This window comes from Streptomyces sp. Ru71 (assembly GCF_002920535.1).
Lineage (GTDB): Bacteria > Actinomycetota > Actinomycetes > Streptomycetales > Streptomycetaceae > Streptomyces.
This window is the reverse complement of record NZ_PQSS01000049.1, coordinates 1-25,525: the sequence shown is the minus strand read 5'-3', so window position 1 is coordinate 25,525 and position 25,525 is coordinate 1. Positions and strand designations below refer to the sequence as shown.

The following is a 25,525-nucleotide window of genomic DNA, read 5'->3' as shown; positions in this document are numbered from 1 at the left end:
GGGCCGGCGGGACGTCGAGGGCGCTCCCCGGGAGGTGTGCGCTCCCCGGGAGCCGGTCAGGGCGCCTGTGGGGCGTGGTGCTGGGCGCGGTCCACGTCGTACACGCCGGGGACGTTCCGCATCGCCCGCATCAGGGCGGGCAACCGGGCGGCGTCCGGGAGCTGGAGCGTGTACGTGTGGCGGACGCGCTGCTGGGTCGGGGGCTCGACGGTCGCGGAGACGATCTCGGCGCCTTCGAGGGCGATGGCCTCGGTGAGGTCGGCGAGCAGATGGGGTCGGCCGAACGATTCGGCGACCAGGGTCACCCGGCACGCCGTGGACTCCCCCCAGCGCACCCCGACCTCCGCACGCCCCCCAGCGCGCATCCGCGCCACCGCCGCGCACTGCACGCGGTGCACGGTGACGACCCCGCCGCGCACGGCGAAACCGGTGATCTCGTCGGCCGGGACGGGGGTGCAGCAACGGGCGAGACGGGCGGTGGCGCGGTCACGCCCGAGAACGACGACGTCGGCGGTGCCGCGGCGCGGGGTGGGGCCGCCGGAGGCTTCCGGGGCTTGAGGGGCCTCTGGGGCGTGGTCGGCTGGACCCGCCTGCTTTGCGGCGGGATTCCGCGTCCCCGCGCGCTCGGGCTCGGCCGACTCCATGGAGACGCCGGGGCTTGTGAGGCTCGCGGGGCCACCACGTCCGGAGCCGGCGGAGGCATCGGGCCCCTCGGCGTCATGTGCGCCCTCCACGCCCCCTACGCCCTCCACGCGCCCCTCTGCGCCCGGCGCACCCCCTTGCGCCGGATGCACGCCCGGCGCACCGGCGCACTCGTCCCCCTCGGCCGGATGCGCCGCCAGCCATCGCTGGATGGCGATCCGTGCCGCAGGCGTGTGCGCGTGCTCCAGCCACTCCCGGGAGGGCTCGGAGGCCGGGTCCTGCCCCATGAGCGGCTCCACGGTGTCGCCGTCGCGCAGAACCGTGCTCAGCGGCGCCAGAAGGCCGTTGACCCGGGCGCCGATACAGGCGTGGGCGTCCTCGCCGTACTGCGCGTACGCGGCGTCCACGCAGGTAGCGCCCTCGGGCAGCCCGAGGGGGCCGCCGTCGGGCCGGAAGACGGTGATCTCCCGGTCCTGGGCGAGGTCCTCGCGCAGGGTCGTCCAGAAGGTGTCCGGGTCGGGCGCGGCCCGCTGCCAGTCCAGCAGCCGGGAGAGCCAGCCGGGCCGGGTGGGGTCGGCGCGCTCGCCGTCGGCGGCGGACTGCTCGTCCGACGGCGGCGCGTACGGATTGCCGAGGGCGACGACGCCGGCCTCGGCGACCTTGTGCATCTGGTGGGTGCGGATGAGGACCTCGGCGACCTGACCGTCCTCCCGGGCGACCGCCGTGTGCAGCGACTGGTACAGGTTGAACTTGGGTACGGCGATGAAGTCCTTGAACTCCGAGACGACCGGCGTCATACAGGTGTGCAGTTCACCGAGGACGGCGTAGCAGTCGGCGTCCTCGTTCACCAGGACGAGCAGCCGGCCGAAGTCGGCGCCGCGCAACCGGCCCCGCTTGCGCGCCATGCGGTGCACGGAGACGAAGTGGCGCGGCCGGATGAGGACTTCGGCCTGGATGTCGGCCTCACGCAGCACCCTGCGCGCCTCGTCGGCGATCTCGGCGAGCGGGTCGTCGGTGCGCCCGGCGTTCTCGACGATCAACTCGCGCGTGTGCTCGTACTCCTCGGGGTGCAGGATCGCGAAGACCAGGTCCTCCAGTTCCGTCTTGAGGGCCTGGACGCCGAGGCGTTCGGCGAGCGGGATGAGGACGTCGCGGGTCACGCGCGCGATGCGGGCCTGCTTCTCGGGGCGCATCACACCGAGGGTGCGCATGTTGTGCAGCCGGTCGGCGAGTTTGATCGACATCACACGGACGTCGTTGCCGGTGGCGACGAGCATCTTGCGGAAGGTCTCCGGCTCGGCGGCGGCGCCGTAGTCCACCTTCTCCAACTTCGTGACGCCGTCGACGAGATAGCGCACCTCCTCGCCGAACTGCTCGCCGACCTGATCCAGGGTCACCTCGGTGTCCTCGACGGTGTCGTGGAGCAGGGAGGCGGTCAACGTGGTCGTCTCGGCACCGAGTTCGGCGAGGATCAGGGTGACCGCGAGGGGGTGGGTGATGTACGGCTCGCCGCTCTTGCGCATCTGGCCGCGGTGCGAGGACTCGGCCAGCAGGTAGGCGCGGCGCAGGGGTTCGAGGTCGGCATCGGGGTGGTGTGCGCGGTGCGCGTCGACGACGTGGCTGATGGCGTCGGGCAGCCGGCCGCGGGCGGCGGGGCCGAGCAGCGCGGCCCGGCCCAGCCGGCGCAGGTCGATCCGGGGGCGGGACTTGCGGCGCGGGGAAGGGGGCAGCGCACCCTGTTCGAGCGCCGCGGTGGAAGCGGGAGCGACCTGGCCTGTTACCGGGCCTGGGGTCGCAGGGTTCGTGGCCTCCGCACTCATGGGCACCTCCGGCTGCGTGGACCGGCGGACGAGGTGCCCCAGGGCGGACACGGCTCAGGGGACGGCGACTCCCCCGTCCGAGCCGGTGCTTGATGCTACCGAGCCCATCACGCGCGTTTGACCGCCTCTCGGCGAGCGTGAAAACGGATCACCCATTCGAGCGACGGTCAACGGGTTTGCGGCGTGGCGTCAACCGCCGTCCGAGCGGTACCGGGGTACGGCGCGTCAGCCGGCGTCAGCCGACCGCTCCGCGCAGCCACTCCGCGTCGATCTCGCCCTCGGCGACGATCACCGCGGGGCCCGTCATCTCGATCTCGCCGTCGGGGCGCTCGGTGATCACGAGGCGTCCGCCGGGGACGTCCACGGTGTACGTCGCCGGGGTGCCGCTGGCGGCCGGGTCGGCGCCGTCGCGGCGGGCGGCGGCGACGGCGACGGCGCACGCGCCCGTGCCGCAGGAGCGGGTCTCACCGGAGCCGCGCTCGTGCACCCGCATGGCGACATGGCCCGGGCCACGGTCCACCACGAACTCGACGTTGACGCCGTCCGGGTAGGCGGAGGCCGGGCTGAACGGCGGCGGGGAGTACAGGTCGCCCGCGTGCGCGAGGTCGTCGACGAACGCGACGGCGTGCGGGTTGCCCATGTTGACGTTGCGGGCGGGCCAGCTTCGCTCGCCCACGCTCACCGTGACGTCGCCCTCCGGGAAGACCGCCCGGCCCATGCCGACGGTGATGTCGCCGTTCTTGGCGATGTGCACCGACTTCACGCCCCCGCGCGTCGCGACGGCCAGGTCGCCCTCGTCCACGTGACCGGCGCGCTGGAGGTAGCGGGCGAACACGCGCACGCCGTTGCCGCACATCTCGGCGACCGAGCCGTCGCGGTTGCGGTAGTCCATGAACCACTCGGCCTCGGCGGCCATCGCCTTGGCGTCGGGGTGCGCGGCGGACCGCACGACGTGCAGCACTCCGTCGGCGCCGATGCCCGCGCGGCGGTCGCACAGGGCGGCGACGGCGGCCGGGGGCAGGTCGATGGCGTTCTCCGGGTCCGGGACGATCACGAAGTCGTTCTCGGTGCCGTGACCCTTGAGGAAGGCGATCCGCGTGCTCATGCCTCGATCGTACGGGGTGGCACGGACAGGCCTCGCTCGCGTCCGAGGGCCGAACGCCCCGCACGCGCGACCGTCACCGCAGCCGGGCCACCCGCCACACGGCGAGCACGATCACCACGGCGACCACGAGGACGTATCCGAGCACGACCCGCCAGTCGGGTCTGCGGCCGGAGCCCCGGGGCGGCAGGCCGGGCCAGGTGTAGCCCACGCGCCGGGCGGCCATCATGCCCCAGCCGGCCGCGCAGGAGCAGATCAGCAGGCCGAGCATGGCGATGACCGCGCCGCTGTCGCCGAAGTCGAAGGCGAGCGGGAAGGCGAACATCAGGGAGCCGCTGGCGGCCAGGGCGACGATCGGAGCGAGCTGCCACAGCCGCAGCCGGCGCTGCGGGCGCAGCTCGACCTCGACCTCCGGGCCGCTCGCGAACATCTCCTCAGGCTCAGGGCCGTCGGCGGTCACACCGCCCTGGGTGTCGTCGGGGCCGTCGGGGCTCAGGCTCTCGCCGTCGGGACCGAGGTCGGGACCGAGGCGGTCCGGTTCGTCCGATGAGGAGCCGGCCGAGCGGTCCGGGTCAGGGCGCAGGTACTCCCCGCCCCGCTCCGGTTCACCCCTGTCGGTGGTGACGGGCTCGGTGTCTTGTGCGGTGTCGCGAGGGCCGGCCTCCATCGCCACGCGCCCTCCCAACTCGGACTCCACTTGGTCGATCGAAGCTCGATGATGGCACGGCGCCGGAGGGCCCACTGACGGCCTGGGCGTCCCGATGCCATGACGTGATCAGGCTGTAACCGGTCGTTCGATCAACGTCAGGGCCAGCCGCGGAAGTTCCCCGAGGTCCGTCGCGGCCCCACTGAGCCAGTGCACCCGCGGATCGCGCCTGAACCACGAATCCTGGCGGCGCGCGAAGCGCTTGGTCGCACGGACGGTCTCGGCGCGCGCCTCCTCCAGCGTGCACTCACCGGCGAGCGCCGCGAGCACCTGCTGGTAGCCGAGCGCGCGCGACGCCGTACGCCCCTCGCGCAGCCCCTGCGCCTCCAGCGCGCGCACCTCGTCCACGAGCCCGGCGTCCCACATCCGGTCGACCCGGCGCGCGATGCGCTCGTCGAGCTCGGGGCGGGCCACGTCGACGCCGATCTGCACCGTGTCGTAGACGGAGTCGTGGCCGGGGAGGTTCGCGGTGAACGGTTTGCCGGTGATCTCGATCACTTCGAGGGCGCGCACGATCCGGCGCCCGTTGCTGGGCAGGATCGCCCGCGCGGCCTCGGGGTCGGCGGCGGCCAGGCGGGCGTGCAGCGCGCCGGAACCGCGCAGCGCGAGCTCCTCCTCCAGCCGGGCCCTGACCTCGGGGTCGGTGCCGGGGAACTCCAGGTTGTCGACGGCTCCGCGGATGTACAGGCCGGAGCCGCCGACCAGGATCGGCCAGCGGCCGGCGGCGAGGAGTTCGTCGATCCGCCGGCGGGCGAGCCGCTGGTACTCGGCGACGGAGGCGGTGACGGTCACGTCCCAGATGTCGAGGAGGTGGTGCGGCACCCCGCCGCGCTCCTCCCGCGTCAGCTTGGCGGTGCCGATGTCCATCCCTCGGTAGAGCTGCATGGAGTCGGCGTTGACGACCTCGCCGCCGAGCTGCTGGGCGAGGAAGACGCCGAGGTCGGACTTGCCGGCGGCGGTGGGGCCGACTACGGCGATGACGCGGGGGGCGGGAGGTGCGCTGCTCACCGCACCAGTCTCCCAAACACCGGACCATGCCCTCGAACGAGTTACGTGACGCCGTGCGGCCGGGGTCGTTGCCCCCCTTGCGAGATCCCGTCACCGGCTTGTGAGAGCCGGTGTCCCCGGCGGCGCAAACGGACCCACCGGCATACGCGGGATTTCGCCCGGACGAGTACCGTATGGAGTTGATATGGGCGTTTTTGCGAAGCTTTTTCGGAGGTCGGAGACGACGACGGAGGCCGAGCAGGTCACGGAGGAGCCCTCGGCCGCCGAGGCGGCGACAGCGGAAGCCGGGACGAGCGAGAACGGTGAGGGGAGCGCGGAGGCCGCCGGCATCCCCCAGCAGCAGTCCGCCGAGGAGGCCGCCGACAGCGAGACCGGCGAGGGCGCCCACACGTAACTGTCCCGCCAGGGAAGGTGGACCATGGGTCTGATGGACAATCTGAAAGCGAAGCTCGGCCCGGCCAAGGACAAGGTGTCGGACCTCGCGCAGCAGCACGGGGGCAAGATCCAGCACGGCATCGACCGGGCCGCGAAGGTCGTCGACGAGAAGACCAAGGGCAAGTACAGCGACAGGATCCAGACGGGTACCGGCAAGGCCAAGGGCGCCATGGACCGGCTCGCGCACAAGGGCGGCGCCGCGGCCGACGGCGGCGCGACCGGCGGTGGCGCGACCGGCAGTGGCGCGGCCGGCGGCACGACGGACGGCGGCATGACCGGCGGGGGCAAGACCGCCCCGCCGCAGGGCCCGCCCCCGGCCTCCTGACCCCGGTCCGCCACGGCCCAGGCCCATCGGCCCGGCTGCAGTACGGCAACCCCGGACGGCCGCACAGCCTCACGGCGTGCGGCCGTCCGGCGTGTGTGCCGTCCGTCCGCGCACAGGGCCCGGCACCCACCGGCCCGGTGCCGCGCTACGACCAGGTGGCGACCAGGTACCCCACGCCGTACGGCGCGTCCTCGTACAGCAGCGCACCGGACAGGTCCACCTCCGCGGCCGCGCCCGCCAGCACCTGCCACGGGGCCCGGCCGGAGACCTTCAGCTCGTCGGCGAGCCCGGCGTCCAGCGCCTGGAGTGCCGCGACGTCCACAGCGCCCAGCGCACGCGCCACCTCGGCGTCGAAGGGTGCCGCGCGTTCGTCGAGGTAGCCCGGCGCCTTCACGGTGCGGCAGGCGCTGGCGTCGCCCATCACCAGCAGCGCGACCCGCTCGGCGCGCGCGGCGAGTTCCGCGCCCGTCTCGGCGCACCGCTCCGGCGCGAGCGTCTGCGCCACGGCCAGTCCCTCGATGGGCGCGTCGGACCATCCCGTCCGCCCCAGCAGCCAGCCGGCCACGGCCAGCGACGGCGGCAGCACGGGCTCGGCGGCCGTGTCCTGCCCCTGGCCCAGCGTCACATCCAACTCCACGCCGAAGCCGCGGAACGTGCCGCGCGCTCCCTGGGGATACGTCCCCGGCTCCTCCGCGGCGCCGACGACGACGAGCCGGTCGGGGCGGGCGGCGGCGAGCACGCCCAGCGCGTCGGTGCACGCGGCGCGGGCGGCGTCCAGTTCGGGGGCGGCACCCGCGGCGACCTCGGGCACGAGGAGCGGCGGGCAGGGGCAGACGGCAGCGGCGACAAGCATGATCGGCAGCGTAACCCCGCCCGGGAGCCGACGCCGCCCCGGCACCGCCCGGCGCCGGGACCACCCGATGGCCAGCACCGCCCGGCGCCGGGACCACCCGATGGCCGGCACGGCCCCCGCCCCGCTCCCCGGCGAAGCCGGCCGCAGCCGCGCGCAGGGTCAGTCGCAGCCGCAGCCGCTCCCCGTGGCGACCGGCAGGGGCGCGGGTGCGCCGATCTTCGGCAGGCCCAGCATCACGCCGGCCGGCTTGGCCTGCTCCGCCTCCTGGCGCTTCTGCCAGGCGTCGCCCGCCCGCGTGCGGCGCACGTCGAGCACCGGGCCCTCGGCGAGGAGGTGGTGCGGCGCGGCGTAGGTCACCTCGACGGTGACGACGTCGCCGGGGCGCACCTCCTGCTCCGGCTTGGTGAAGTGGACGAGGCGGTTGTCAGGGGCGCGGCCGGAGAGGCGGTGGGTGGCACCGTCCTTGCGGCCCTCGCCCTCGGCGACCATGAGCTCCAGGGTGCGGCCGACCTGCTTCTTGTTCTCCTCCCAGGAGATCTCCTCCTGAAGGGCGACCAGCCGCTCGTAGCGCGCCTGGACGACCTCCTTGGGGATCTGGTTCTCCATGGTCGCGGCCGGGGTGCCGGGCCGCTTGGAGTACTGGAAGGTGAAGGCCTGGGCGAACCGGGCCTCGCGGACGACGTGCAGGGTCTGCTCGAAGTCCTCCTCGGTCTCGCCGGGGAAGCCCACGATGATGTCGGTGGTGATCGCCGCGTGCGGGATGGCGGCGCGGACCTTCTCGATGATGCCGAGGTAGCGCTCCTGGCGGTAGGAGCGGCGCATCGCCTTCAGCACGGTGTCCGAGCCGGACTGCAGCGGCATGTGCAGCTGCGGCATCACGTTCGGCGTCTCGGCCATGGCGGCGATGACGTCGTCGGTGAAGTCACGCGGGTGCGGGGAGGTGAAGCGCACCCGCTCCAGGCCCTCGATCTTCCCGCAGGCGCGCAGCAGCTTGCTGAAGGCCTCGCGGTCGCCGATGTCGGAGCCGTAGGCGTTGACGTTCTGCCCGAGCAGGGTGATCTCGGAGACGCCCTCGGCGACCAGGGCCTCGACCTCGGCGAGGATGTCGCCGGGACGGCGGTCCTTCTCCTTGCCGCGCAGCGCGGGCACGATGCAGAAGGTGCAGGTGTTGTTGCAGCCGACGGAGATGGAGACCCAGGCCGCGTAGGCGCTCTCCCGGCGGGTGGGCAGCGTGGAGGGGAACGCCTCCAGCGACTCGGCGATCTCGACCTGCGCCTCCTCCTGCACGCGGGCGCGCTCCAGCAGGACGGGCAGCTTGCCGATGTTGTGGGTGCCGAAGACGACGTCGACCCAGGGCGCCTTCTTGACGATGGTGTCGCGGTCCTTCTGGGCGAGGCAGCCGCCGACCGCGATCTGCATGCCCGGCCGCTGGGCCTTCTTCGGCGCGAGCCGGCCGAGGTTGCCGTAGAGCCGGTTGTCGGCGTTCTCCCGGACGGCGCACGTGTTGAACACCACGACGTCGGCGTCGCCGTCGGAGCCCTCGGGCGCGCGCACGTACCCGGCGTCTTCGAGCAGGCCGGCGAGCCGCTCGGAATCGTGGACGTTCATCTGGCACCCGTAGGTGCGTACTTCGTAGGTCTTGACGTCCACTGCGGGGCTCCGGTCGCTGCTGCTCATGCCATACAGGGTAGGCGGTTCCCGGACCACCCCGGCCCGGGCTGTGGACAACGCTCGCCGCCCCCTGTGGACAACCGGCTCCGGCGCGGGTGGACAGGCGGCCTCACGGATCCACGAGCCCCGCGCGGATCGCGTACCGGGTCAGTTCCAGACGGTCGCGCAGGCCGAGCTTGTGCAGGATGTTCGCCCGGTGCCGTTCGACCGTCTTGACGCTGATGAACAGCAGCTCGCCGATCTCCTTGGAGGAGTGCCCCTCCGCGACCAGCTTGAGGATCTCCTCCTCGCGCTCCGTCACGGCGCGCTCGGGCAGGCCGTCGCCCCGGTGGAGGCGGTCCAGGTAGGAGCGGACCAGGGCCCGCTCGGCTCCCGGGTAGATGAACGGCTCGTCCCGCACGGCCGCCCGGCACGCCTCGACGAGGTCGCGGTCGGCGACGGACTTCAGGACATAGCCGCAGGCGCCCGCCTTGAGGGCCTCGAAGAAGTACTGCTCGTTGTCGTACATGGTGAGGATCAGCAGGCGCAGGCCGGGCAGCCGCCGGGACAGCTCGCGGGCCGCCTGCAGTCCGGTCGTGCGGGGCATGGCGATGTCCAGGACGGCCAGGTCCACCTCACGCGCGCGTGCCAGCTCGACCGCCTCCGCCCCGTCCCCCGCCTCGGCGACGACGGTGAGGTCGGGCTCCGACTCCAGGATCAGCCGCACGCCGCGCCGTACGAGGGTGTGGTCGTCGGCGAGCAGGACGCGGACGGGACGGCCGCTCACCGCGCACCTCCGTCCGGTTCACACAGCCGTACGTCCGTGCCGCCACCCGGCATGCGCAGCCGTACGTCCGTGCCACCACCCGGTATCCGCAGCCGTACGTCCGTGCCGCCGCCCGGCGCGGGCCCGACGCCGAGGGTGGCGCCGACCAGCAGGGCCCGCTCGCGCATGCCGCTGATGCCGGCGCCCTCGTCGGCCCCGCGCAGCCCCGTGCCGTTGTCCCGCACGAGCAGCTCGACGCCCGACGCGTCGGCGCGCAGCCGCAGCTCGGCGCGGTCGGCACCGGAGTGGCGGGCGGTGTTGGTGAGGGCCTCCTGCGCGACCCGGTAGAGCACGAGTTCGGTGTCCGCGGGCAGCGGTGCGAGGTCGGCGGCGAGGTCGTGGCGGACGGTCAGGCCGTGCCCGGTGAACTCGGCGGCGAGCGAGCGCAGCGCGCTGAGCAGGCCCAGCTCCTCCAGCACTGCGGAGCGCAGGCGGCGGGCGATGCGGCGGATCTCGTCGAGTCCGGCGCGGGTCGCCTCCTGGGCCTGGCCCACGTCCTCGCGCAGCTCCGCCGGCACCCGGTCGGCGACGCGCCGCAGCTGGAGCAGGACGGCGGTCAGGGTCTGGCCGACCTCGTCGTGCAGTTCGCGGGCGACGCGGTGGCGCTCGCGTTCCTGCGCGGACAGCGCGCGGGCGGCGCCGGCGGCCCGCTCGGCCGCGAGCCGGTCGAGCATCGTGTGGTACGTCGTGATCAGCCCTGCCGTCTCCGCCGGACCGGAGACGTGGGGCCGCGCCTCGGGGCGCAGCAGGTCGGCGGTGGCCATGGCCCCGGCCAGCCTGGTGAGCGGGGCGAGCCCGACCCGCAGGACGACGGCGTTGACCACCAGCAGCACGGCCAGGCCGCCGACCACGACCAGCGCCTCGCCCGGCAGCACGGGGGTCGAGACGGTGACCGGGCCGAGCAGCAGCGCGGCGGCGACGACCAGGCCGATGGCGTTGAGGGAGAAGATCCGCCAGAACAGCGACACGCGCCGGGCACCTCCTTGTCCGCCGTCCGCCCACGGCCCTGCCGTGACCAGGCTCTCTCTCGCGCGCGCACCGCGTCCATCCGTGCTGACACCCATGTCGCCACCGTACGGAAGGGTGGCAGCATGACCGCTCGGTACCGCCCGGAAACGATCACCGGCGGTACCCGTACGACCCGCGAATGAAGGGGAAGAAACGTGTCTGCGCCACGTCTGAGGGCGACACCGCTGCCGGGTATCGGGGTCCAGTACGACCTGGTGACCCGCGAGCAGCGCCATCTGTCCGTGGTGGCGCACCGGGACGGCACCCGCACCCTGAGCGTGTACCGGTCCGACGACCCCGACTCCTGCGCGCACTCGCTGCGGCTGACCGGCTCGGAGGCGGACTCGCTCGTCGACGCGCTGATGCCCGCCCACCACAGCGCGAACCTGCTGCACACCACGGACCTGGGCCTGGTGGCCGAGCGGATCGAGATCGCCGCGACCTCGCACTGGAACGGCCGGCTGCTCGGCGAGACGCGGATGCGGACCGAGACGGGCGCCTCGATCGTGGCGGTGCTGCGCCGCGCCGACGCCGTGCCCTCCCCCACGCCGGACTTCCGGCTCGCGGGCGGTGACACGCTGATCGTGATCGGCACCCGCGAGGGTGTGGACGCGGCCGCCGCGATACTCGGGCGGGAGTGAGCCGCCGGTGCACTCCTCCGCGGTCCTGCTGATCGAGTTCGGTTCGATCATCCTCTGCCTCGGCCTGCTCGGCCGGATGGCGGCCCGGTTCAGCTTCTCGCCCATCCCCCTGTATCTGCTGGCCGGTCTCGCGTTCGGCGAGGGCGGGCTGCTGCCGCTGGGGGCGAGCGAGGAGTTCGTCGCCACCGGCGCCGAGATCGGCGTCATCCTGCTGCTGCTCATGCTGGGCCTGGAGTACACGGCGAGCGATCTGGTCTCCAACCTCCGTACGCACTATCCGGCGGGCCTGGTCGACGGCGCGCTCAACGCCCTGCCGGGCGCGGCGGCCGCGCTGCTGCTGGGCTGGGGGCCGGTGGCGGCCGTGGTGCTCGCCGGGGTCACCTGGATCTCCTCCTCCGGGGTCATCGCCAAGGTGCTCGGCGACCTGGGCCGGGTCGGCAACAGGGAGACACCGGTGATCCTCAGCGTGCTGGTCCTGGAGGACCTGGCCATGGCGGTCTACCTGCCCATCGTCACGGCGCTGGTGGCGGGCGCCGGTTTCGCGGCGGGCAGCGTGACCCTGGCCATCGCGCTGGGCGTGGCCGGTGTGGTGCTGTTCGTCGCGGTCCGCTACGGCCGGCTCATCTCGCGGTTCGTCTCCAGCGACGATCCGGAGAAGTTGCTGCTGGTGGTGCTGGGTCTGACGATCCTGGTCGCCGGCGTGGCGCAGCAGTTGCAGGTGTCGGCCGCGGTGGGCGCGTTCCTGGTCGGCATCGCGCTGTCCGGGGAGGTGGCCGAGGGGGCGCACGCGCTGCTGAGCCCGCTGCGGGATCTGTTCGCCGCGGTGTTCTTCGTCTTCTTCGGGCTGCACACCGACCCGGCGAGCATCCCGCCGGTACTGCTGCCCGCGCTCGCCCTGGCGGCCGTCACCGCCGTCACGAAGATCGCCACGGGGTACTGGGCGGCCCGGCGGGCCGGGATCTCGGCCAGGGGGCGCTGGCGTGCGGGTGGTGCGCTGGTGGCGCGCGGCGAGTTCTCGATCGTCATCGCCGGGCTCGCGGTCACGGCGGGCATCGAACCGTCGCTGGGGCCGCTGGCCACGGCGTACGTCCTCATCCTGGTCGTCCTCGGCCCGCTGACCGCGCGCTGGACGGAGCCGCTGGCGACCCGCTGGTCCCGCCGCCGAGCCGGCTCCCCCGCGACCGAAGGCGTACCGGCGGCCGGGGACGCCGGACCGGCGAGTGCGCAGGCCGCACCGCGGGCGCGGACGGCGGTCCCACGGGACTGAGACCGCCACGACGTCCCGTCCGCTCAGGCCGCGCTCTCACCCTCCGGCCGCCAGCCCTGGCGGCGCAGTACGCCCGCCACGTCCGGCGCCTCGTAGTGCTCCCCTTTGAGCACCTTGCCGTCGGCGCGGCGGGCGACCGTGCCGTCGGGGCCGAGCTTGGTCATGTTGGAGCGGTGGATCTCGGCGATCACCTGGTCGAGGTCGATGCCGTGCACCAGCGCGGTGCCGTACGCGACGTAGACGACGTCGGCCAGTTCGTGGGCGAGCTTGTCGAGCGGTCCGGTGACCGAGACCTCGGCCACCTCCGCCGCCTCCTCGGCGAGCAGCTCACCGCGGTGCGCGGCGAGGCCGGGCGGCACCTCGGTGGGCGTGCTGCGGGCGTCGAGACCGAAGGCGAGGTGGAACTCGCGGACCAGGTCGGCGGGGGAGGAACTCATGCGCACGACTGTAGTGGCCGCCACTGACAGCGCCGTCTGCCCGAGGCCGGCGGTGACCCGGCCTCGCCCCTGGTCAGCACGGCGGGGTGCCTGGCAGGATCGCGCCCATGTCCAAGCCCCTCCCCTCTCTCGGCAGGCGCCGCGTCCTGACGGGCGTCGCCGCCGCTGTCGCGGCGCTCGGCCTGCTGCTGTGGTGGCTGCTGCCGCTGGGCGAGGAGCCGCCGAGCGGCACGATCACCTTCAGCACGGGCACCCCGAGCGGGGTCTACCAGGACTACGGCAAGCGGCTGCGCACCGCGCTGGCCAAGGACATGCCGCAGCTGAAGGTCCGCCTGCTGACCAGCGACGGTTCGCAGGAGAACGTCACGCGCGTGGCGCGCGGCCAGGCCGACTTCACCATCGCCGCGGCCGACGCGGTGGAGACGTACACGCTGAATCGCGGCGAGGGCGCCGGCCGGCTGCGCGGTGTCGCCCGCCTGTACGACGACTACGTCCAGCTCGTCGTCGCCCGCGACTCGGGCATCCACTCGGTCGCGGACCTGCGCGGCAAGCGGGTGGCCATAGGGCCGCCGGAGTCGGGGGTGCGGCTGATCGCCGACCGGGTGCTGCGGGTGGCGGGCATCGACGCGGAGAAGGACATCACGCCGGAGGCGGACGGCATCGGCAGCGCGCCGAAGCGGCTGCGGGAGGGTGCGCTCGACGCGTTCTTCTGGTCGGGCGGCCTGCCCACGGACGGCGTGCGGCAGCTCGCCGGCATCTTCCCCATCCGGTTCGTGCCGATCGGGCCGGACATCGTCGCCCGGCTGCACCAGGAGGGCGGCGCCACGCGCTACTACCGCGCGACGAACATGCCGGAGTCGGCCTATCCCACCGTGCAGAACGGCGCCGCCGTCCCGACGATGGCGGTGTCCAACCTGCTGATCACCCGCACGGACATCGACCCGCGGCTGACCGAGTGGCTGACCCGCACGGTCATCAAGAGCCGCGACGGCATCGGCGCGCACGTGCACTCCGCGCAGCTGGTGGACCTGCGCACGGCGATCTACACCGACCCGCTGCAGCTCCACCAGGGCGCCCGGCGCTACTACCGCTCGGTCAAGCCGTAGGGCCGGCCCGGCAGGTCGTGCCCGGTCCCGGACTCCGGCTGGGGTGCGTACCGGGGCACCGTCACCGTCACCACCAGGCCGTGCGGCTCGTGTCGGCCGAACGAGATCGAGGCGCCGCCCGCGGCGAGCAAGGCGCGGGTGATGGACAGGCCGAGCCCGGACCCCTTGACGTTCTGGTGCCGGCCGCTGCGCCAGAAGCGGTCGCCGATGCGGCTCAGCTCCTCGTCGGTGAGGCCGGGGCCGTTGTCGGTGACGACGACGGTCACGCTGTCGCCGGCCGCCGCGACCGCCACCTCGACGCGCTCCCCGTCCGGCGTGAACTTGACCGCGTTGTCGATCACCGCGTCCAGCGCGGACGACAGGGTCACCGGGTCGGCCCAGCCGGTCGTGGGCGGGCAGTCGCCGACCAGCCGCACACCCTTGGCCCCGGCGGCGGGCGCCCAGGCCGCGACGCGCTCGGCGGTCAGCGCGCCGATGTCGGTGGTCGTCAGGTCGGCCTCGGCGTGCTCGGCGAGCGCCAGGTCGAGCAGGTCGTCCAGGACCTGCGCCAGCCGCTTGCCCTCGGCCCGCACCGAGGCGATCTCCTCATTGTCCTCCGGTAGTTCCAGTGCCAGCAGTTCGATGCGCAGCAGCAGCGCCGAGAGGGGGTTGCGCAGCTGGTGCGAGGCGTCCGCGACGAAGGCGCGCTGCTGCTCCAGCACGTCCTCGACGTGGTCCGCCATCTCGTTGAACGACTTGGCCAGCCGCCTGAGTTCCGGCGGCCCGCCGGCCGCCGCGACCCGTGACTTCAGCCGCCCGGTGGCGATGTCGTGCGTCGTGGCGTCCAGCACGCGTACGGGTCTGAGCACCCAGCCGGTCAGCCGCAGGGCCGCGCCCACCGAGAGCAGCATCGCGGCGACCAGGCCGGCGCCGATGACGAGCCAGCCGCGCAGGGTCCGTGAGCGCATCTCCCCGGTGGGCGAGTCGGTGACCACGACCGCGACGACGTCACCGTCGCGGATCACCGGCGAGGCGACGACCAGGCGCCCGCGCTGCCAGGGCCACACCTGGCGCGGGTCGTGGCTGCGCCGGCTGAGCAGCGCCTCCTCGAAGGCGGCCCGCACCTCGCCCGTGTTGGGGAGGAAGAAGTCGGCGGGGGCGTGCGCCATGGGCGTGTCGGTGCGGTAGAAGACGCCCGCGCGGATGCCGTAGACCTCGTAGTAGCTGGCGAGTTCGTGGCTGAGGATCTCCAGCCGCTCGTCCCCGGGGTTGCGGTCCACGGTGGCGGCGGTGTCGACGTACTGCGCGAGGGCGGCGAAGCGCGCGGTGTCGTCGATCCGGTCGACGACCACGTTCTGCTGCTGGGCGGCCGCCAGGCTGACGGCCAGGGGGATGCCGAGGGCGAGCAGCACGGCCGCCATCAGGACGATCAGCAGCGGCAGCAGGCGTGTGCGCACCCGGCCCCCGCTAGGCGGCCGGGGCGACGAGCCGGTAGCCGACGCCGCGCACGGTCTCGATGAGGGCCGGCATGCGCAGCTTGGCGCGCAGGGAGGCGACGTGCACCTCCAGGGTGCGCCCGGTTCCCTCCCAGCTGGTGCGCCACACCTCGCTGATGATCTGCTCGCGGCGGAAGACCACGCCGGGCCGCTGGGCGAGCAGCGCGAGCAGGTCGAACTCCTTGCGGGTCAGCTGGACGACGCTGCCGTCGACGGTGACCTGCCGGGTGGGCAGCTCGATGCGGACCGTGCCGAGGCGGACGGAGGTCTCGGTGCTGCCGGTGTTCTCCTCGGGGGCTGCGCGGCGCCGGCTGACGGCGTGGATGCGGGCGAGGAGTTCCCCGGTGTCGTACGGCTTGACCACGTAGTCGTCGGCGCCGAGGTTGAGGCCGTGGATGCGGGAGCGCACGTCGGAGCGGGCGGTGACCATGATCACCGGGGTGGCGGTGCGCTTGCGGATCTTGCTGCAGACCTCGTAGCCGTCCTGGTCGGGCAGCCCCAGGTCGAGCAGGACGACCCCGAAGCCGGGGCCCTCCGGGACGAGCGCCTGGAGCGCCTCCTCGCCGTTGCGCGCGTGCGTGACATGGAAACCGTGCCGGGCCAGGACCGCGGACAGCGCGGCGGCGACGTGGTTGTCGTCCTCGACGAGCAGCAGTCTCATTCCGGCCTCCTCCGATTCATCGGGCGTACGGTTTACCTGAGTAACAACGTGTGCACGCACGCGTGCACCATGGCAGTGACGCCGATGGACAAGGACGGCGTCAAGAGCGTTCCGGTTGCCCGGGACTTTAGTTATCCGGCCGATACGTGCCCAGGTCGCCCGCAGGTCACAAGTGCTACGACATGTGTCCGATTGCTATCGGATCGTGATGCTCAGATTCCCCTCAGATGTAATGACGCTGGTCGAGGCTGGTTACTACATTCCTCCGAAACCGAGGAGGACGGAGCCTGAGAGCGATGACCGAAGTATCGGTGGCCAAGCAAGACGTGGTCCCCACCGGCGAACTCGTCGTCCTGAAGAGCGTCAACAAGCACTTCGGCGCGTTGCACGTGCTCCAGGACATCGATCTGACGATCGCGCGCGGCGAGGTCGTCGTGGTCATCGGACCCTCCGGGTCCGGTAAGTCCACCCTGTGCCGCACCATCAACCGGCTGGAGACCATCGACTCCGGCTCGATCACCATCGACGGCAAGCCGCTGCCCGCCGAGGGCAAGGCCCTGGCCCGGCTGCGGTCCGACGTCGGCATGGTCTTCCAGTCCTTCAACCTCTTCGCGCACAAGACCGTGCTCGAAAACGTGATGCTGGGCCAGATCAAGGTCCGCAAGGTCGACAAGAAGCAGGCCGAGGAGAAGGCGCGCGCCCTGCTGGACCGGGTCGGCGTGGGCACCCAGGCCGACAAGTACCCCGCGCAGCTCTCCGGTGGTCAGCAGCAGCGCGTCGCGATCGCGCGGGCGCTGGCCATGGACCCGAAGGTGATGCTCTTCGACGAGCCGACCTCGGCCCTCGACCCGGAGATGATCAACGAGGTGCTGGAGGTCATGCAGCAGCTCGCCCGTGAGGGCATGACGATGGTCGTCGTCACCCACGAGATGGGGTTCGCACGTTCGGCTGCAAACCGCGTGGTGTTCATGGCGGACGGCCGGATCGTCGAACAGGCTGCGCCCGACCAGTTCTTCAGCAATCCGCGCAGCGACCGGGCCAAGGACTTCCTGTCGAAGATCCTGCACCACTGATCCGCCGCGCTCCCGTCGCGCCGGCCGGCGCCCCGCATCTTTCCTCACGCAAAGGAAGTCCACCATGAAGCTCCGCAAGGTCACCGCCGCCTCGGCCGTCGTCCTCAGCATCGCCCTGTCCGCCACGGCGTGTGGGGGCGGCAACAAGGACAACTCCTCGTCGTCCTCCTCCGGCGGTGGCGGCAAGATCAAGATCGGTATCAAGTACGACCAGCCGGGTCTCGGCCTGAAGGAGCCGAACGGCGACTTCTCCGGCTTCGACGTGGACGTGGCCACGTACATCGCGGGCCAGCTCGGCTACAAGCCGGACCAGATCCAGTTCGTGGAGACCAAGAGCGCCGACCGCGAGAACGCGCTCTCGCGCGGTGACGTGAAGTTCATCGTGGCCACCTACTCCATCACGCCGAAGCGGAAGGAGAAGGTCGACTTCGCCGGTCCGTATCTGCTGGCCCACCAGGACCTGCTGATCAAGAAGGACTCGGACATCACCAAGGGCACGGACCTCAACGGCAAGAAGCTGTGCTCCGTGACCGGCTCCACCTCGGCGCAGAACGTCCAGCAGAAGATCGCGCCGAAGGCCCAGCTGAAGGAGTACAGCGGCTACTCCGAGTGCATCGCCGGCCTGCAGAGCGGCGCCGTGGACGCGGTGACCACCGACGACTCGATCCTCGCGGGCTTCGCCGCGCAGGACAAGTACAAGGGCCAGTTCAAGCTCGCCGGTCTGAAGCTGAGCAACGAGAACTACGGCGTCGGCGTGAAGAAGGGCGACACCGAGCTGGTCAACAAGATCAACAAGGCGATCGAGCAGATGGAGAGCAGCGGCGCCTGGGAGGCCGCCGTGAAGAAGAACTTCGGCCCGGCCAACTACCAGAACGAGCCGGCCCCGAAGATCGGCCAGATCGTCCAGTAAGGCGACCGTCCAGTAAGGCGACCCACCGCAGTCAGCTCGGGGTCCCCCTGGTGCGTGCCGCCGCCGGCCGCCCCGCCGGCGGCGGCACGCCCCGCCCTCCACGTACGTCATCCACCCGGAAGCGCGGGAGATCGTGTTCGACTTTCTTGAAGGCTACGACGTCCTAGGGGCGTTCTGGATGACGGTGAAACTCACCGTCTTCTCCGCCGTGGGCTCCATGATCTGGGGCACCCTGCTGGCCGCGATGCGGGTCAGCCCGGTCCCGCTGATGCGCGGCTTCGGCACCGCCTACGTGAACATCGTCCGGAACATCCCGCTGACGGTGATCATCGTGTTCTCCTCGCTCGGCCTCGCCGACATCTTCGGAGTCACCCTGGGCGCCTCCGACGACTTCAAGCTCCAGGGCTTCCGGCTCGCGATCCTCGGTCTGGTGGCCTACACGGCGGCCTTCGTGTGCGAGGCGATCCGCTCCGGCATCAACACGGTGCCCCTCGGCCAGGCCGAGGCGGCCCGCGCGATCGGCCTGAACTTCAGCCAGACCCTGCGGCTCATCGTGCTGCCGCAGGCCTTCCGGGCGGTCATCGGCCCGCTGGCCAACGTGCTGATCGCCCTGACCAAGAACACCACGGTGGCCGCGGCCATCGGTGTGGCCGAAGCGGCCTCCCTGATGAAGTCGATGATCGAGAACGAGGCCCAGACCCTCGCCATCGGCGCCGTCTTCGCCTTCGGTTTCGTGGTCCTGACCCTGCCCACGGGCCTCATCCTCGGCTGGCTCGGCAAGCGACTGGCGGTGAAGCGATGAGTTCCGTCCTCTACGACACACCCGGGCCCCGGGCCAAGCGGCGCAACGTCCTGCTCTCGGTCGTCTTCTTCGTCCTCCTCGCCCTGCTGGTGTGGTGGATCTGGCAGACCCTGGACGACCACAACCAGCTCACGAGCGCCCTGTGGAAGCCCTTCGTCGAGGCCGACGCCTGGACGACGTACCTGATCCCGGGCCTGGGGAACACGCTCAAGGCGGCCGCGCTCGCCATGGTCATCGCCCTGCCGCTGGGCGCGTTCTTCGGCATCGCACGCATGTCCGACCACCGTTGGATCCGGGTGCCGTCCGCCGTGGTCGTGGAGTTCTTCCGGGCCATCCCGGTGCTGCTGCTGATGCTGTTCGCGAACGAGCTCTACTCCCGCTACACCAACGTCACCAGCGAGGACCGGCCCCTCTACGCGGTCGTCACCGGTCTGGTGCTCTACAACGCCTCCGTGCTCGCCGAGGTGGTCCGGGCGGGCATCCTGGCCCTGCCCAAGGGCCAGACCGAGGCCGCCTACGCCATCGGCCTGCGCAAGACCCAGACCATGACCAGCATCCTGCTGCCGCAGGCGGTCACGGCCATGCTGCCGGCGATCGTCAGCCAGCTGGTGGTCATCGTGAAGGACACCGCGCTGGGCGGTGTGATGATCGGCTTCAACGAGCTGCTGAACGCGCGCAGCACCCTCGCGGCCAACTACGCCAACGTCATTCCCAGCTTCATCGTCGTGGCGGCCATCTACATCGTGCTGAACTTCATCCTGACGTCCTTCGCGAGCTGGCTGGAGGGCTACCTGCGGCGCAGCAAGCGCAGCACGGGCGCGGTCCTCGGCGCGGAGGACATGGAGGAGCTGAACCCGGCGGCGGTGGGCGGCACCTTCGGCACCGGTGGTGAGGGCGGTGGCCCCACCGGCTTCACCCACACCAGCAAGCGGTGACGCCCCATCACATCGCTTGACCCAGACGGAGGCAGTGGCATGATCGCCGCTGCCTCCGTCACTTGACGCAAGCAGCGGCAATGGGTTGCATACGTTCTGTGATCGTGCACCCTGCTCCAACCTGTTGTTCACATACGTCCCCGAGGACACCGCTGCGAGCAGGGGGCGCCGCGCCGTGGACCCGGTGATCATCGTCGGAGCGGGGCCCGTGGGGCTCACGCTCGCCCTGGCGCTGGCGCGTCAGGAGGTGCCGTCGGTCGTGCTGGACGAGGGGCCCGGCAAGGACGAACCCCGGCTCGCCCGCACAGTCGTCCTGCGTGAGGAAACCGCCGCCCTGCTGGAGCGGCTCACCGGGCTGTACCTCGACGAGGCCGGGCTGCGTTGGGCCGGATGGCGGTCGATGCGGCGCAAGCAGGTGATGCGCGAGATCACTTTCGACGACGCCGAGCCCGCTCCCGTGCACATCGCCCAGCACGTCCTGACCGGCGCCCTGCGCGACGCGCTCGCCGGGGAACGCCTCGTCGAGATGGTCGTGGACAGCCGCCTGGACAGCGTCGAGCAGGAGCCGTCCGGCGTCACCGCACACACCCGGGGGGCGAACGGCACCTGGTGGCGCGGCAGTTACCTCGTCGGCTGCGACGGCCCCCGCTCCACCGTGCGCAAGCTCGCCGACATCCGCTTCCCGGGGCGTACGGCGGTGGAACGGTACGCCGTCGCCGCGCTGCGCACCGAACTCCCGTGGGACGGCGCGGCCGTGCTGCACCGTCTGCCGCCGTGGCGCACCTCCGGCCCGACCGCCGGCGAGGTCATCGCCCGGCCGCTGCCGGACGGCGTGTGGCGGCTGGACTGGCTGCTGCCGCCCGGCAAGGACCTGGTCACACCGGAGATGCTCCTCGCCCGCATCCGCGAGACCCTGGCCGGCTGGCACGACGGCACGGTCCCGCCGTACGACCTGCTGGACACCGGTGTGCACACCGTCCACCACCGACTGGCCCGCCGCTGGCGAGCCGGCCGGGTGTTCCTCGCCGGGGACGCCGCCCACCTCATGGGCACCCTCGGCACGCAGGGCCTCGACGAGGGGCTGCGCGACGCCGACAACCTCGCCTGGAAGCTCGCGCTGGCCTGGCACCACGGTCCGCGCGAGGCGCTGCTCGACAGCTACCAGGCCGAGCGGCGGGCCGTCGTCGCCGCCCGGCTGCGCGCCGCCGACCAGGTCCTGCCGCTGCTGCGGGGCGGCGGCGGACTGCGGTCCTACGTCCCCGGCGCGGCCCGCGGTCACGACGCCCTGCTCACCGACGGCCACCTGGGACGCGGTCCGCTCGGCGAGACGGGAACGCACGCCGACTCCCCGCTCGCACCCCGGCACCTGGAGGCCGAGGTGCCCGTGGACACCCCGCCCGGCGCACCGGTCGCCGATGTCCGCGTCACGGCGGAGGACGGTTCCTTCGTCCAGCTGCGCGACCGGCTGGGCCGCGGCGCGCTGCTCGTCGTCCTGGTCGCGCCCGGTACCGGCGTGTGGGAACGCAAGCACTGGGTGACGGCCGGGATCATGCCGCGGCTGGCCGCCGCGGTGACCGCGCTGCCGCATCCGGCGGAACTGCTCGTCGCCGAGGAGTACCCGGGTGCCGCCGCCCACACGGTGCTGCTGGTGCGCCCCGACGGCCACCTGGTGACCGCGCTCGGCGGAGTACGCCCGGCCGATCTGTACGCCGCGGCCGAGGCGACCGTGGGCGGGCCGACGCGGACCGAGGCGACGGCCGGCTCCGCCGCGAAGTGACACCGTCTCGCTTCCGGGCGGGCACGGTGGGCCGCCGTGCGCGGGGGCTCGTTTCTGGCCTGCCCCCTGGCCGCCGTCACTGTGCGTCCGCATAGTGACGGTGAGTTGACCGCCTGGGACCGTCGTGGTGTACTCCGGAGCGTGACCGACACCGATGTGCGCCTGTGGCGGAGGGTCCATATGGATCTGCTCCGTTACGCGGGCTGTGTGTGTCGTCCGTCCTGCTGAATTCGCATCCCCCCTTTCTCCGCGCGCGCCGTGCCCGTCGTGCCGTCGCGCGCCGCCGACGCGAACGCTCAACAGGACGGTGCCCGTGTCCCTCTCCCCTTCGCTCCCCTCTGCCCTGAACAACGACCGAGCCGCCGCTTCCGTGCCCACGCAGGCGGATCTTCTCGATTTCGTCCGGCGGACGGCCGCCGACACCGAGCTGATCGACTCCCTCCCGCTCGACCCGGAGGGCCGCACCTGGGTCCGCCTGGAAGGACCGGGCGGCAGCGAGGCCTGGCTGATCGGCTGGCCGCCCGGGACCGGGACCGGCTGGCACGACCACGCCGAGTCCGTAGGCGCCTTCCTCACCGCCCGGGGTGAGCTGCGGGAGAACGCGCTCACCGCGCGGCTGCCCACCGACGGCTGGAAGACGCTGGAACTGACCGACGGAGTGGACCGGACGCGGCTGCTGCCGGCCGGCCGCGGCCGCTCCTTCGGCCGCCACCACGTCCATGAGGTGCTCAACGAGTCTCCGGCCGAGCACGCCGTCTCCGTGCACGCCTACTACCCGCCGCTGCCGCGCATCCGCCGCTACAGCCGCACCGGTCCGGTACTGCGTCTGGAGCAGGTGGAGCGTCCGGAGGACTGGCAGTGAGCGGCGCACGAGGACTGGCAGCGAGCGGCGAGCGCCCCGTCGGGATCGACGAACTCCTGGAGCGGGTGCGTTCGGGGTACGCGCGCGTGGAGCCGCGGGACGCGTACGACGCCGCCGGCACCGGAGAGGCACTGCTGGTCGACATCCGGTACGCGGCCCTGCGCGAGCGGGACGGCTTGATCCCGGGTGCGGTGGTCGTGGAGCGCAACGAGCTGGAGTGGCGGCTCGACCCGCAGGGCAGCCATCGCCTGCCCGAGGCCACGAGTCACGATCTGCGGGTGGTGGTGATCTGCAACGAGGGCTACGCCTCCAGCCTTGCGGCGGCCTCCCTGCACCAGCTGGGCCTGCACCGGGCGACCGATCTGGTCGGCGGCTTCCAGGCCTGGCGGGCGGCGGGACTGCCGGTGACGCCGTAGCGGCGGCGGGGCGAGTGACGTCGTAGCGGCGGCGAGGCGAGTGACGTCCTGGCGGCGGCTGGGCCGGTGCGCCCGCACGGGCCCGTCGCCGCGGACCGGATCAGATCCCGCCCTCGTCCAGGAAGTCCGTCTCCTCGCCCTCCTCCTCAAGCGCCTGCCGGACCACGCGCAGGGCCATGCCCTCCGGGTAGCCCTTGCGGGCGAGCATGCCGGCGAGACGCCGCAGGCGCTTGTCGCGGTCGAGGCCGCGCGTGGTCCGCAGCTTGCGGGCGACGAGTTCGCGCGCGGTCGCTTCCTCCTGGTCGCTGTCGAGCTGCGCCACCGCCTCCTCGATCAGCGCGGAGTCGACGCCCTTGGTGCGCAGTTCCTGGGCGAGGGCCCGCCGGGCCAGGCCCCGCCCGTGGTGCCGGGACTCCACCCAGGCGTCCGCGAAGGCACTGTCGTTGATCAGTCCGACCTCCTCGAACCGCGACAGCACCTCCTCGGCGGCGTCATCCGGGATCTCCCGCTTGCGCAGGGCATCCGCGAGCTGCTTGCGGGTGCGCGGGGTCCCGGTGAGCAGGCGCAGGCAGATCGCCCGTGCCCGCTCCACCGGGTCCCCTGGAGGCTCCCCCTGCTCGGCCCTCGACGAGGAAGAGGCACCCCCGTCCTCGGCGGACGGCTCCCCGGGCGGTTCTCCGAAGCCGCGCCGCCGGCGCCCACGGCCGCCGCGCGTCCCCCCGGTACGCGCGCCGTCCCGTGCGCCGCCCCCGCGACGCGGCTCTCCGCCCTCGTACCCGGTGTCGTCCGCGGTCCGGGCCGGGCCCACGTCCTGCCCCCCGGCCCGCTCCGCGAGGGCGTCGAGGTGGGCGTACTCGGCCCAGTCGGTTCGTCGCGTCACGGGTCAGCTCTTGGCTGCGGCGGCCTTGGGCTTGGTGGCCTTGGCGGCTGCCGGGGCGGGCACCGTCTTCGCCGCGTCGTCGGCGGTGGAGGCAGCCGCGTCCGGGCCCGGCTCGGCCGCCGGCTCCTCGGCACGCACGCCGACGCCCAGCTTCTCCTTGATCTTCTTCTCGATCTCGTTGGCCAGGTCGGGGTTGTCCTTGAGGAAGTTGCGCGCGTTCTCCTTGCCCTGGCCGAGCTGGTCGCCCTCGTACGTGTACCAGGCGCCGGCCTTGCGCACGAAGCCGTGCTCCACGCCCATGTCGATCAGGCCGCCCTCGCGGCTGATGCCCTGGCCGTAGAGGATGTCGAACTCGGCCTGCTTGAAGGGCGGGGCCACCTTGTTCTTGACGACCTTGCAGCGGGTGCGGTTGCCGACCGCCTCCGTGCCGTCCTTCAGGGTCTCGATGCGGCGGATGTCGATACGCACCGAGGCGTAGAACTTCAGCGCCCGGCCACCGGTCGTGGTCTCCGGGGAGCCGAACATCACGCCGATCTTCTCGCGGAGCTGGTTGATGAAGATCGCCGTGGTCTTGGACTGGTTGAGGGCGCTGGTGATCTTCCGCAGCGCCTGGCTCATCAGACGGGCCTGCAGACCGACGTGGCTGTCGCCCATCTCGCCCTCGATCTCCGCGCGCGGGACGAGCGCGGCGACGGAGTCGATGACGATGAGGTCGAGCGCACCGGAGCGGACCAGCATGTCCACGATCTCCAGCGCCTGCTCGCCGTTGTCCGGCTGGGAGAGGATCAGGTTGTCGATGTCGACGCCGAGCTTGCGCGCGTACTCGGGGTCGAGGGCGTGCTCCGCGTCCACGAAGGCGACCTGGCCGCCCGCCTTCTGTGCGTTGGCCACGGCGTGCAGGGTCAGCGTGGTCTTACCGGAGGACTCCGGTCCGTAGATCTCCACGACACGGCCGCGCGGCAGGCCGCCGACACCGAGGGCCACGTCGAGCGCGGTCGAACCGGTCGGGATGACCTCGATGGGCTCCTTCGACCTCTCGCCCATGCGCATGACCGCGCCCTTGCCGAATTGCCGTTCAATCTGTGCGAGCGCGGCATCCAGGGCCTTCTCGCGGTCGGTTCCTGCCATGGGTTCCACCCGGTTTGCTTGAGTCGATCGCTTCACGTCAAAGACGCTAACGCCTGCCACTGACAACGCGCCCCGACGCCGGTCCGGCCTGTGGATAACTCTGGGACACACCCATATGAAATGGGGCGAAATCCCTTCTGTTGAGCCTCGCCGGAGCCTCCATATGAATGGATGTTCGATTTTTGTGTCAAGCGCGCCACGCGGCACCTCCGAGCGTACGCCCGCGCTCCGGCGCCGCCCTGATCCCGCTCCGCACCCCTGCTTCCCGTGGCGTACGCGAGGTGCCTCCGGCGGTACGACGACGGCTCGCCCCGCAGCCGCGAGGCTCGACCGCATGGACGAGTCGACCGACACGGCAGACATGGCAGGCACGGCAGGCACCGCAGACGTGACCGCGCGGGACATCCGCAGCGGCACTCCCCGCCCCGTGGACCGGCTCTGCCTGATCGTCGGGGCCGTTCTGATCCTGTCCGGGCTCGGGCATCTGCTGGTCTTCGCCGTCGACGGTGGCCCCTGGTACGGGCCCGTCTCCTGGCGCAAGCCGGTGACGTTCGGGCTGTCCTTCGGCGTGACCCTGCTCGCGGTCGCCTGGGTCACGTCGTACCTGCGTGTCGGAGCCCGGCTGCGTGCCGCGCTGCTCACCGTGTTCGCCGCGGACTGCGTGGTGGAGGTCGGCGGCATCACCCTGCAGGCGTGGCGCCGGGTTCCGTCCCACCTCAACAGCGAGACGCCGTTCGACACGGCGGTGTCGATGACGCTCGCGGTGGGCGGCGGCGTGCT

The 25,525-nt window shown here is 72.3% G+C and carries 26 protein-coding genes and 1 pseudogene; 14 read left to right on the top strand and 13 right to left on the bottom strand.

The window, feature by feature from the left end; genetic code table 11:
* Nucleotides 1-56: 56 nt before the first annotated feature.
* From C3489_RS25335 to miaA, 4 genes are all read right to left on the bottom strand, one after another.
* Nucleotides 57-2,462: a bifunctional (p)ppGpp synthetase/guanosine-3',5'-bis(diphosphate) 3'-pyrophosphohydrolase gene (locus C3489_RS25335; RefSeq protein ID WP_103784390.1), complete on the bottom strand. Its 2,406-nt coding sequence runs from the start codon at nt 2,460-2,462 to the stop codon at nt 57-59.
* A 235-nt stretch (nt 2,463-2,697) separates the two neighbouring features.
* Nucleotides 2,698-3,567 (bottom strand): diaminopimelate epimerase, encoded by an 870-nt coding sequence (gene dapF / locus C3489_RS25330; RefSeq protein ID WP_103784369.1) that lies wholly within the window; start codon nt 3,565-3,567, stop codon nt 2,698-2,700.
* 73 nt (nt 3,568-3,640) lie between these two features.
* The gene (locus C3489_RS25325) at nt 3,641-4,231 is read right to left on the bottom strand and encodes a hypothetical protein (protein ID WP_103784368.1); all 591 of its coding nucleotides are present in this window, start codon (nt 4,229-4,231) and stop codon (nt 3,641-3,643) included.
* Nucleotides 4,232-4,339: 108 nt separating this feature from the next.
* The gene (miaA, locus tag C3489_RS25320; protein WP_103784367.1) at nt 4,340-5,278 is read right to left on the bottom strand and encodes a tRNA (adenosine(37)-N6)-dimethylallyltransferase MiaA; all 939 of its coding nucleotides are present in this window, start codon (nt 5,276-5,278) and stop codon (nt 4,340-4,342) included.
* Between the two features lie 184 nt (nt 5,279-5,462).
* On the opposite strand from miaA, the gene C3489_RS25315 reads away from it, so the two are divergent.
* Nucleotides 5,463-5,672, top strand: coding sequence for a hypothetical protein (locus C3489_RS25315; RefSeq protein WP_103784366.1), 210 nt, complete (start codon nt 5,463-5,465; stop codon nt 5,670-5,672).
* A gap of 24 nt (nt 5,673-5,696) precedes the next feature.
* Nucleotides 5,697-6,038: an antitoxin gene (locus tag C3489_RS25310; protein WP_103784365.1), complete on the top strand. Its 342-nt coding sequence runs from the start codon at nt 5,697-5,699 to the stop codon at nt 6,036-6,038.
* Nucleotides 6,039-6,183: 145 nt separating this feature from the next.
* On the opposite strand, the gene C3489_RS25305 is transcribed toward C3489_RS25310, so the two are convergent.
* From C3489_RS25305 to C3489_RS25290, 4 genes are all read right to left on the bottom strand, one after another.
* Nucleotides 6,184-6,891 (bottom strand): class III extradiol dioxygenase subunit B-like domain-containing protein, encoded by a 708-nt coding sequence (locus C3489_RS25305; RefSeq protein WP_103784389.1) that lies wholly within the window; start codon nt 6,889-6,891, stop codon nt 6,184-6,186.
* Between the two features lie 159 nt (nt 6,892-7,050).
* Nucleotides 7,051-8,568 (bottom strand): tRNA (N6-isopentenyl adenosine(37)-C2)-methylthiotransferase MiaB, encoded by a 1,518-nt coding sequence (miaB, locus tag C3489_RS25300; protein ID WP_103784364.1) that lies wholly within the window; start codon nt 8,566-8,568, stop codon nt 7,051-7,053.
* A gap of 103 nt (nt 8,569-8,671) precedes the next feature.
* On the bottom strand, nt 8,672-9,328 hold the full coding sequence (locus tag C3489_RS25295; protein WP_103784363.1) for a response regulator transcription factor: 657 nt from the start codon (nt 9,326-9,328) through the stop codon (nt 8,672-8,674).
* Nucleotides 9,325-10,335 carry a sensor histidine kinase gene (locus C3489_RS25290; protein WP_258054938.1) on the bottom strand — a complete coding sequence of 337 codons (1,011 nt, stop codon included), beginning with the start codon at nt 10,333-10,335 and terminating at the stop codon, nt 9,325-9,327. Before C3489_RS25290 ends, C3489_RS25295 begins: the two co-directional genes overlap by 4 nt.
* Nucleotides 10,336-10,530: 195 nt before the next feature.
* Here C3489_RS25290 and C3489_RS25285 point away from each other — a divergent pair, with 195 nt between their 5' ends.
* Nucleotides 10,531-11,016, top strand: a complete 486-nt coding sequence (locus C3489_RS25285) for a cation:proton antiporter regulatory subunit (protein WP_103784361.1) — start codon at nt 10,531-10,533, stop codon at nt 11,014-11,016.
* A 7-nt stretch (nt 11,017-11,023) separates the two neighbouring features.
* Complete coding sequence (locus C3489_RS25280; protein ID WP_103784360.1) at nt 11,024-12,283, top strand: cation:proton antiporter; 1,260 nt, start codon at nt 11,024-11,026, stop codon at nt 12,281-12,283.
* 23 nt (nt 12,284-12,306) lie between these two features.
* On the opposite strand, the gene C3489_RS25275 is transcribed toward C3489_RS25280, so the two are convergent.
* Entirely contained in the window at nt 12,307-12,720 is a 414-nt protein-coding gene (locus C3489_RS25275; protein WP_103784359.1) for a MazG nucleotide pyrophosphohydrolase domain-containing protein, read from the bottom strand.
* 107 nt (nt 12,721-12,827) lie between these two features.
* Here C3489_RS25275 and C3489_RS25270 point away from each other — a divergent pair, with 107 nt between their 5' ends.
* Complete coding sequence (locus C3489_RS25270; protein ID WP_103784358.1) at nt 12,828-13,826, top strand: TAXI family TRAP transporter solute-binding subunit; 999 nt, start codon at nt 12,828-12,830, stop codon at nt 13,824-13,826.
* Here the strand turns inward: C3489_RS25270 and C3489_RS25265 are convergent.
* Both C3489_RS25265 and C3489_RS25260 read right to left on the bottom strand, forming a co-directional pair.
* Nucleotides 13,805-15,262 carry a HAMP domain-containing sensor histidine kinase gene (locus C3489_RS25265; protein WP_103784357.1) on the bottom strand — a complete coding sequence of 486 codons (1,458 nt, stop codon included), beginning with the start codon at nt 15,260-15,262 and terminating at the stop codon, nt 13,805-13,807. The two genes, C3489_RS25270 and C3489_RS25265, sit on opposite strands and share 22 nt — an antisense overlap.
* Nucleotides 15,263-15,272: 10 nt before the next feature.
* A complete protein-coding gene (locus tag C3489_RS25260; protein ID WP_103784356.1) occupies nt 15,273-15,962 on the bottom strand; it encodes a response regulator transcription factor in 690 nt (229 codons plus the stop codon).
* Between the two features lie 296 nt (nt 15,963-16,258).
* Between C3489_RS25260 and C3489_RS25255 the strand changes: the two genes are divergently transcribed.
* From C3489_RS25255 to C3489_RS25220, 8 genes are all read left to right on the top strand, one after another.
* Complete coding sequence (locus C3489_RS25255) at nt 16,259-17,035, top strand: amino acid ABC transporter ATP-binding protein (RefSeq protein WP_103784355.1); 777 nt, start codon at nt 16,259-16,261, stop codon at nt 17,033-17,035.
* Between the two features lie 64 nt (nt 17,036-17,099).
* A complete protein-coding gene (locus C3489_RS25250; RefSeq protein ID WP_103784354.1) occupies nt 17,100-17,945 on the top strand; it encodes a glutamate ABC transporter substrate-binding protein in 846 nt (281 codons plus the stop codon).
* A 133-nt stretch (nt 17,946-18,078) separates the two neighbouring features.
* Nucleotides 18,079-18,747, top strand: a complete 669-nt coding sequence (locus C3489_RS25245; protein ID WP_103784353.1) for an amino acid ABC transporter permease — start codon at nt 18,079-18,081, stop codon at nt 18,745-18,747.
* Nucleotides 18,744-19,682 (top strand): amino acid ABC transporter permease, encoded by a 939-nt coding sequence (locus C3489_RS25240; RefSeq protein ID WP_103784352.1) that lies wholly within the window; start codon nt 18,744-18,746, stop codon nt 19,680-19,682. Before C3489_RS25245 ends, C3489_RS25240 begins: the two co-directional genes overlap by 4 nt.
* Before the next feature lie 175 nt (nt 19,683-19,857).
* Nucleotides 19,858-21,459, top strand: coding sequence for an FAD-dependent monooxygenase (locus C3489_RS25235; RefSeq protein ID WP_103784351.1), 1,602 nt, complete (start codon nt 19,858-19,860; stop codon nt 21,457-21,459).
* Between the two features lie 36 nt (nt 21,460-21,495).
* Nucleotides 21,496-21,687, top strand: coding sequence for a putative leader peptide (locus tag C3489_RS40070; RefSeq protein WP_103784350.1), 192 nt, complete (start codon nt 21,496-21,498; stop codon nt 21,685-21,687).
* Nucleotides 21,688-21,772: 85 nt separating this feature from the next.
* The gene (locus C3489_RS25225; protein WP_103784349.1) at nt 21,773-22,321 is read left to right on the top strand and encodes a cysteine dioxygenase; all 549 of its coding nucleotides are present in this window, start codon (nt 21,773-21,775) and stop codon (nt 22,319-22,321) included.
* Nucleotides 22,312-22,737: a rhodanese-like domain-containing protein gene (locus C3489_RS25220; RefSeq protein ID WP_103784348.1), complete on the top strand. Its 426-nt coding sequence runs from the start codon at nt 22,312-22,314 to the stop codon at nt 22,735-22,737. Before C3489_RS25225 ends, C3489_RS25220 begins: the two co-directional genes overlap by 10 nt.
* Before the next feature lie 100 nt (nt 22,738-22,837).
* On the opposite strand, the gene recX is transcribed toward C3489_RS25220, so the two are convergent.
* Both recX and recA read right to left on the bottom strand, forming a co-directional pair.
* Nucleotides 22,838-23,617, bottom strand: coding sequence for a recombination regulator RecX (gene recX / locus C3489_RS25215; protein WP_103784347.1), 780 nt, complete (start codon nt 23,615-23,617; stop codon nt 22,838-22,840).
* A gap of 3 nt (nt 23,618-23,620) precedes the next feature.
* A complete protein-coding gene (gene recA / locus C3489_RS25210) occupies nt 23,621-24,745 on the bottom strand; it encodes a recombinase RecA (RefSeq protein WP_103784346.1) in 1,125 nt (374 codons plus the stop codon).
* A gap of 361 nt (nt 24,746-25,106) precedes the next feature.
* Between recA and C3489_RS25205 the strand changes: the two are divergent.
* A pseudogene (locus C3489_RS25205) lies at nt 25,107-25,525 on the top strand (hypothetical protein); the annotation flags it as partial.

Coding starts and splice junctions, on each gene's coding strand:
- C3489_RS25335 (WP_103784390.1), bottom strand. CDS start 2,462: ATGAGTGCGGAGGCCACGAACCCTGCGACCCCAGGCCCGGTAACAGGC.
- dapF (WP_103784369.1), bottom strand. CDS start 3,567: ATGAGCACGCGGATCGCCTTCCTCAAGGGTCACGGCACCGAGAACGAC.
- C3489_RS25325 (WP_103784368.1), bottom strand. CDS start 4,231: ATGGAGGCCGGCCCTCGCGACACCGCACAAGACACCGAGCCCGTCACC.
- C3489_RS25315 (WP_103784366.1), top strand. CDS start 5,463: ATGGGCGTTTTTGCGAAGCTTTTTCGGAGGTCGGAGACGACGACGGAG.
- C3489_RS25310 (WP_103784365.1), top strand. CDS start 5,697: ATGGGTCTGATGGACAATCTGAAAGCGAAGCTCGGCCCGGCCAAGGAC.
- C3489_RS25305 (WP_103784389.1), bottom strand. CDS start 6,891: ATGCTTGTCGCCGCTGCCGTCTGCCCCTGCCCGCCGCTCCTCGTGCCC.
- miaB (WP_103784364.1), bottom strand. CDS start 8,568: ATGAGCAGCAGCGACCGGAGCCCCGCAGTGGACGTCAAGACCTACGAA.
- C3489_RS25275 (WP_103784359.1), bottom strand. CDS start 12,720: ATGAGTTCCTCCCCCGCCGACCTGGTCCGCGAGTTCCACCTCGCCTTC.
- C3489_RS25270 (WP_103784358.1), top strand. CDS start 12,828: ATGTCCAAGCCCCTCCCCTCTCTCGGCAGGCGCCGCGTCCTGACGGGC.
- C3489_RS25260 (WP_103784356.1), bottom strand. CDS start 15,962: ATGAGACTGCTGCTCGTCGAGGACGACAACCACGTCGCCGCCGCGCTG.
- C3489_RS25255 (WP_103784355.1), top strand. CDS start 16,259: ATGACCGAAGTATCGGTGGCCAAGCAAGACGTGGTCCCCACCGGCGAA.
- C3489_RS25250 (WP_103784354.1), top strand. CDS start 17,100: ATGAAGCTCCGCAAGGTCACCGCCGCCTCGGCCGTCGTCCTCAGCATC.
- C3489_RS25240 (WP_103784352.1), top strand. CDS start 18,744: ATGAGTTCCGTCCTCTACGACACACCCGGGCCCCGGGCCAAGCGGCGC.
- recA (WP_103784346.1), bottom strand. CDS start 24,745: ATGGCAGGAACCGACCGCGAGAAGGCCCTGGATGCCGCGCTCGCACAG.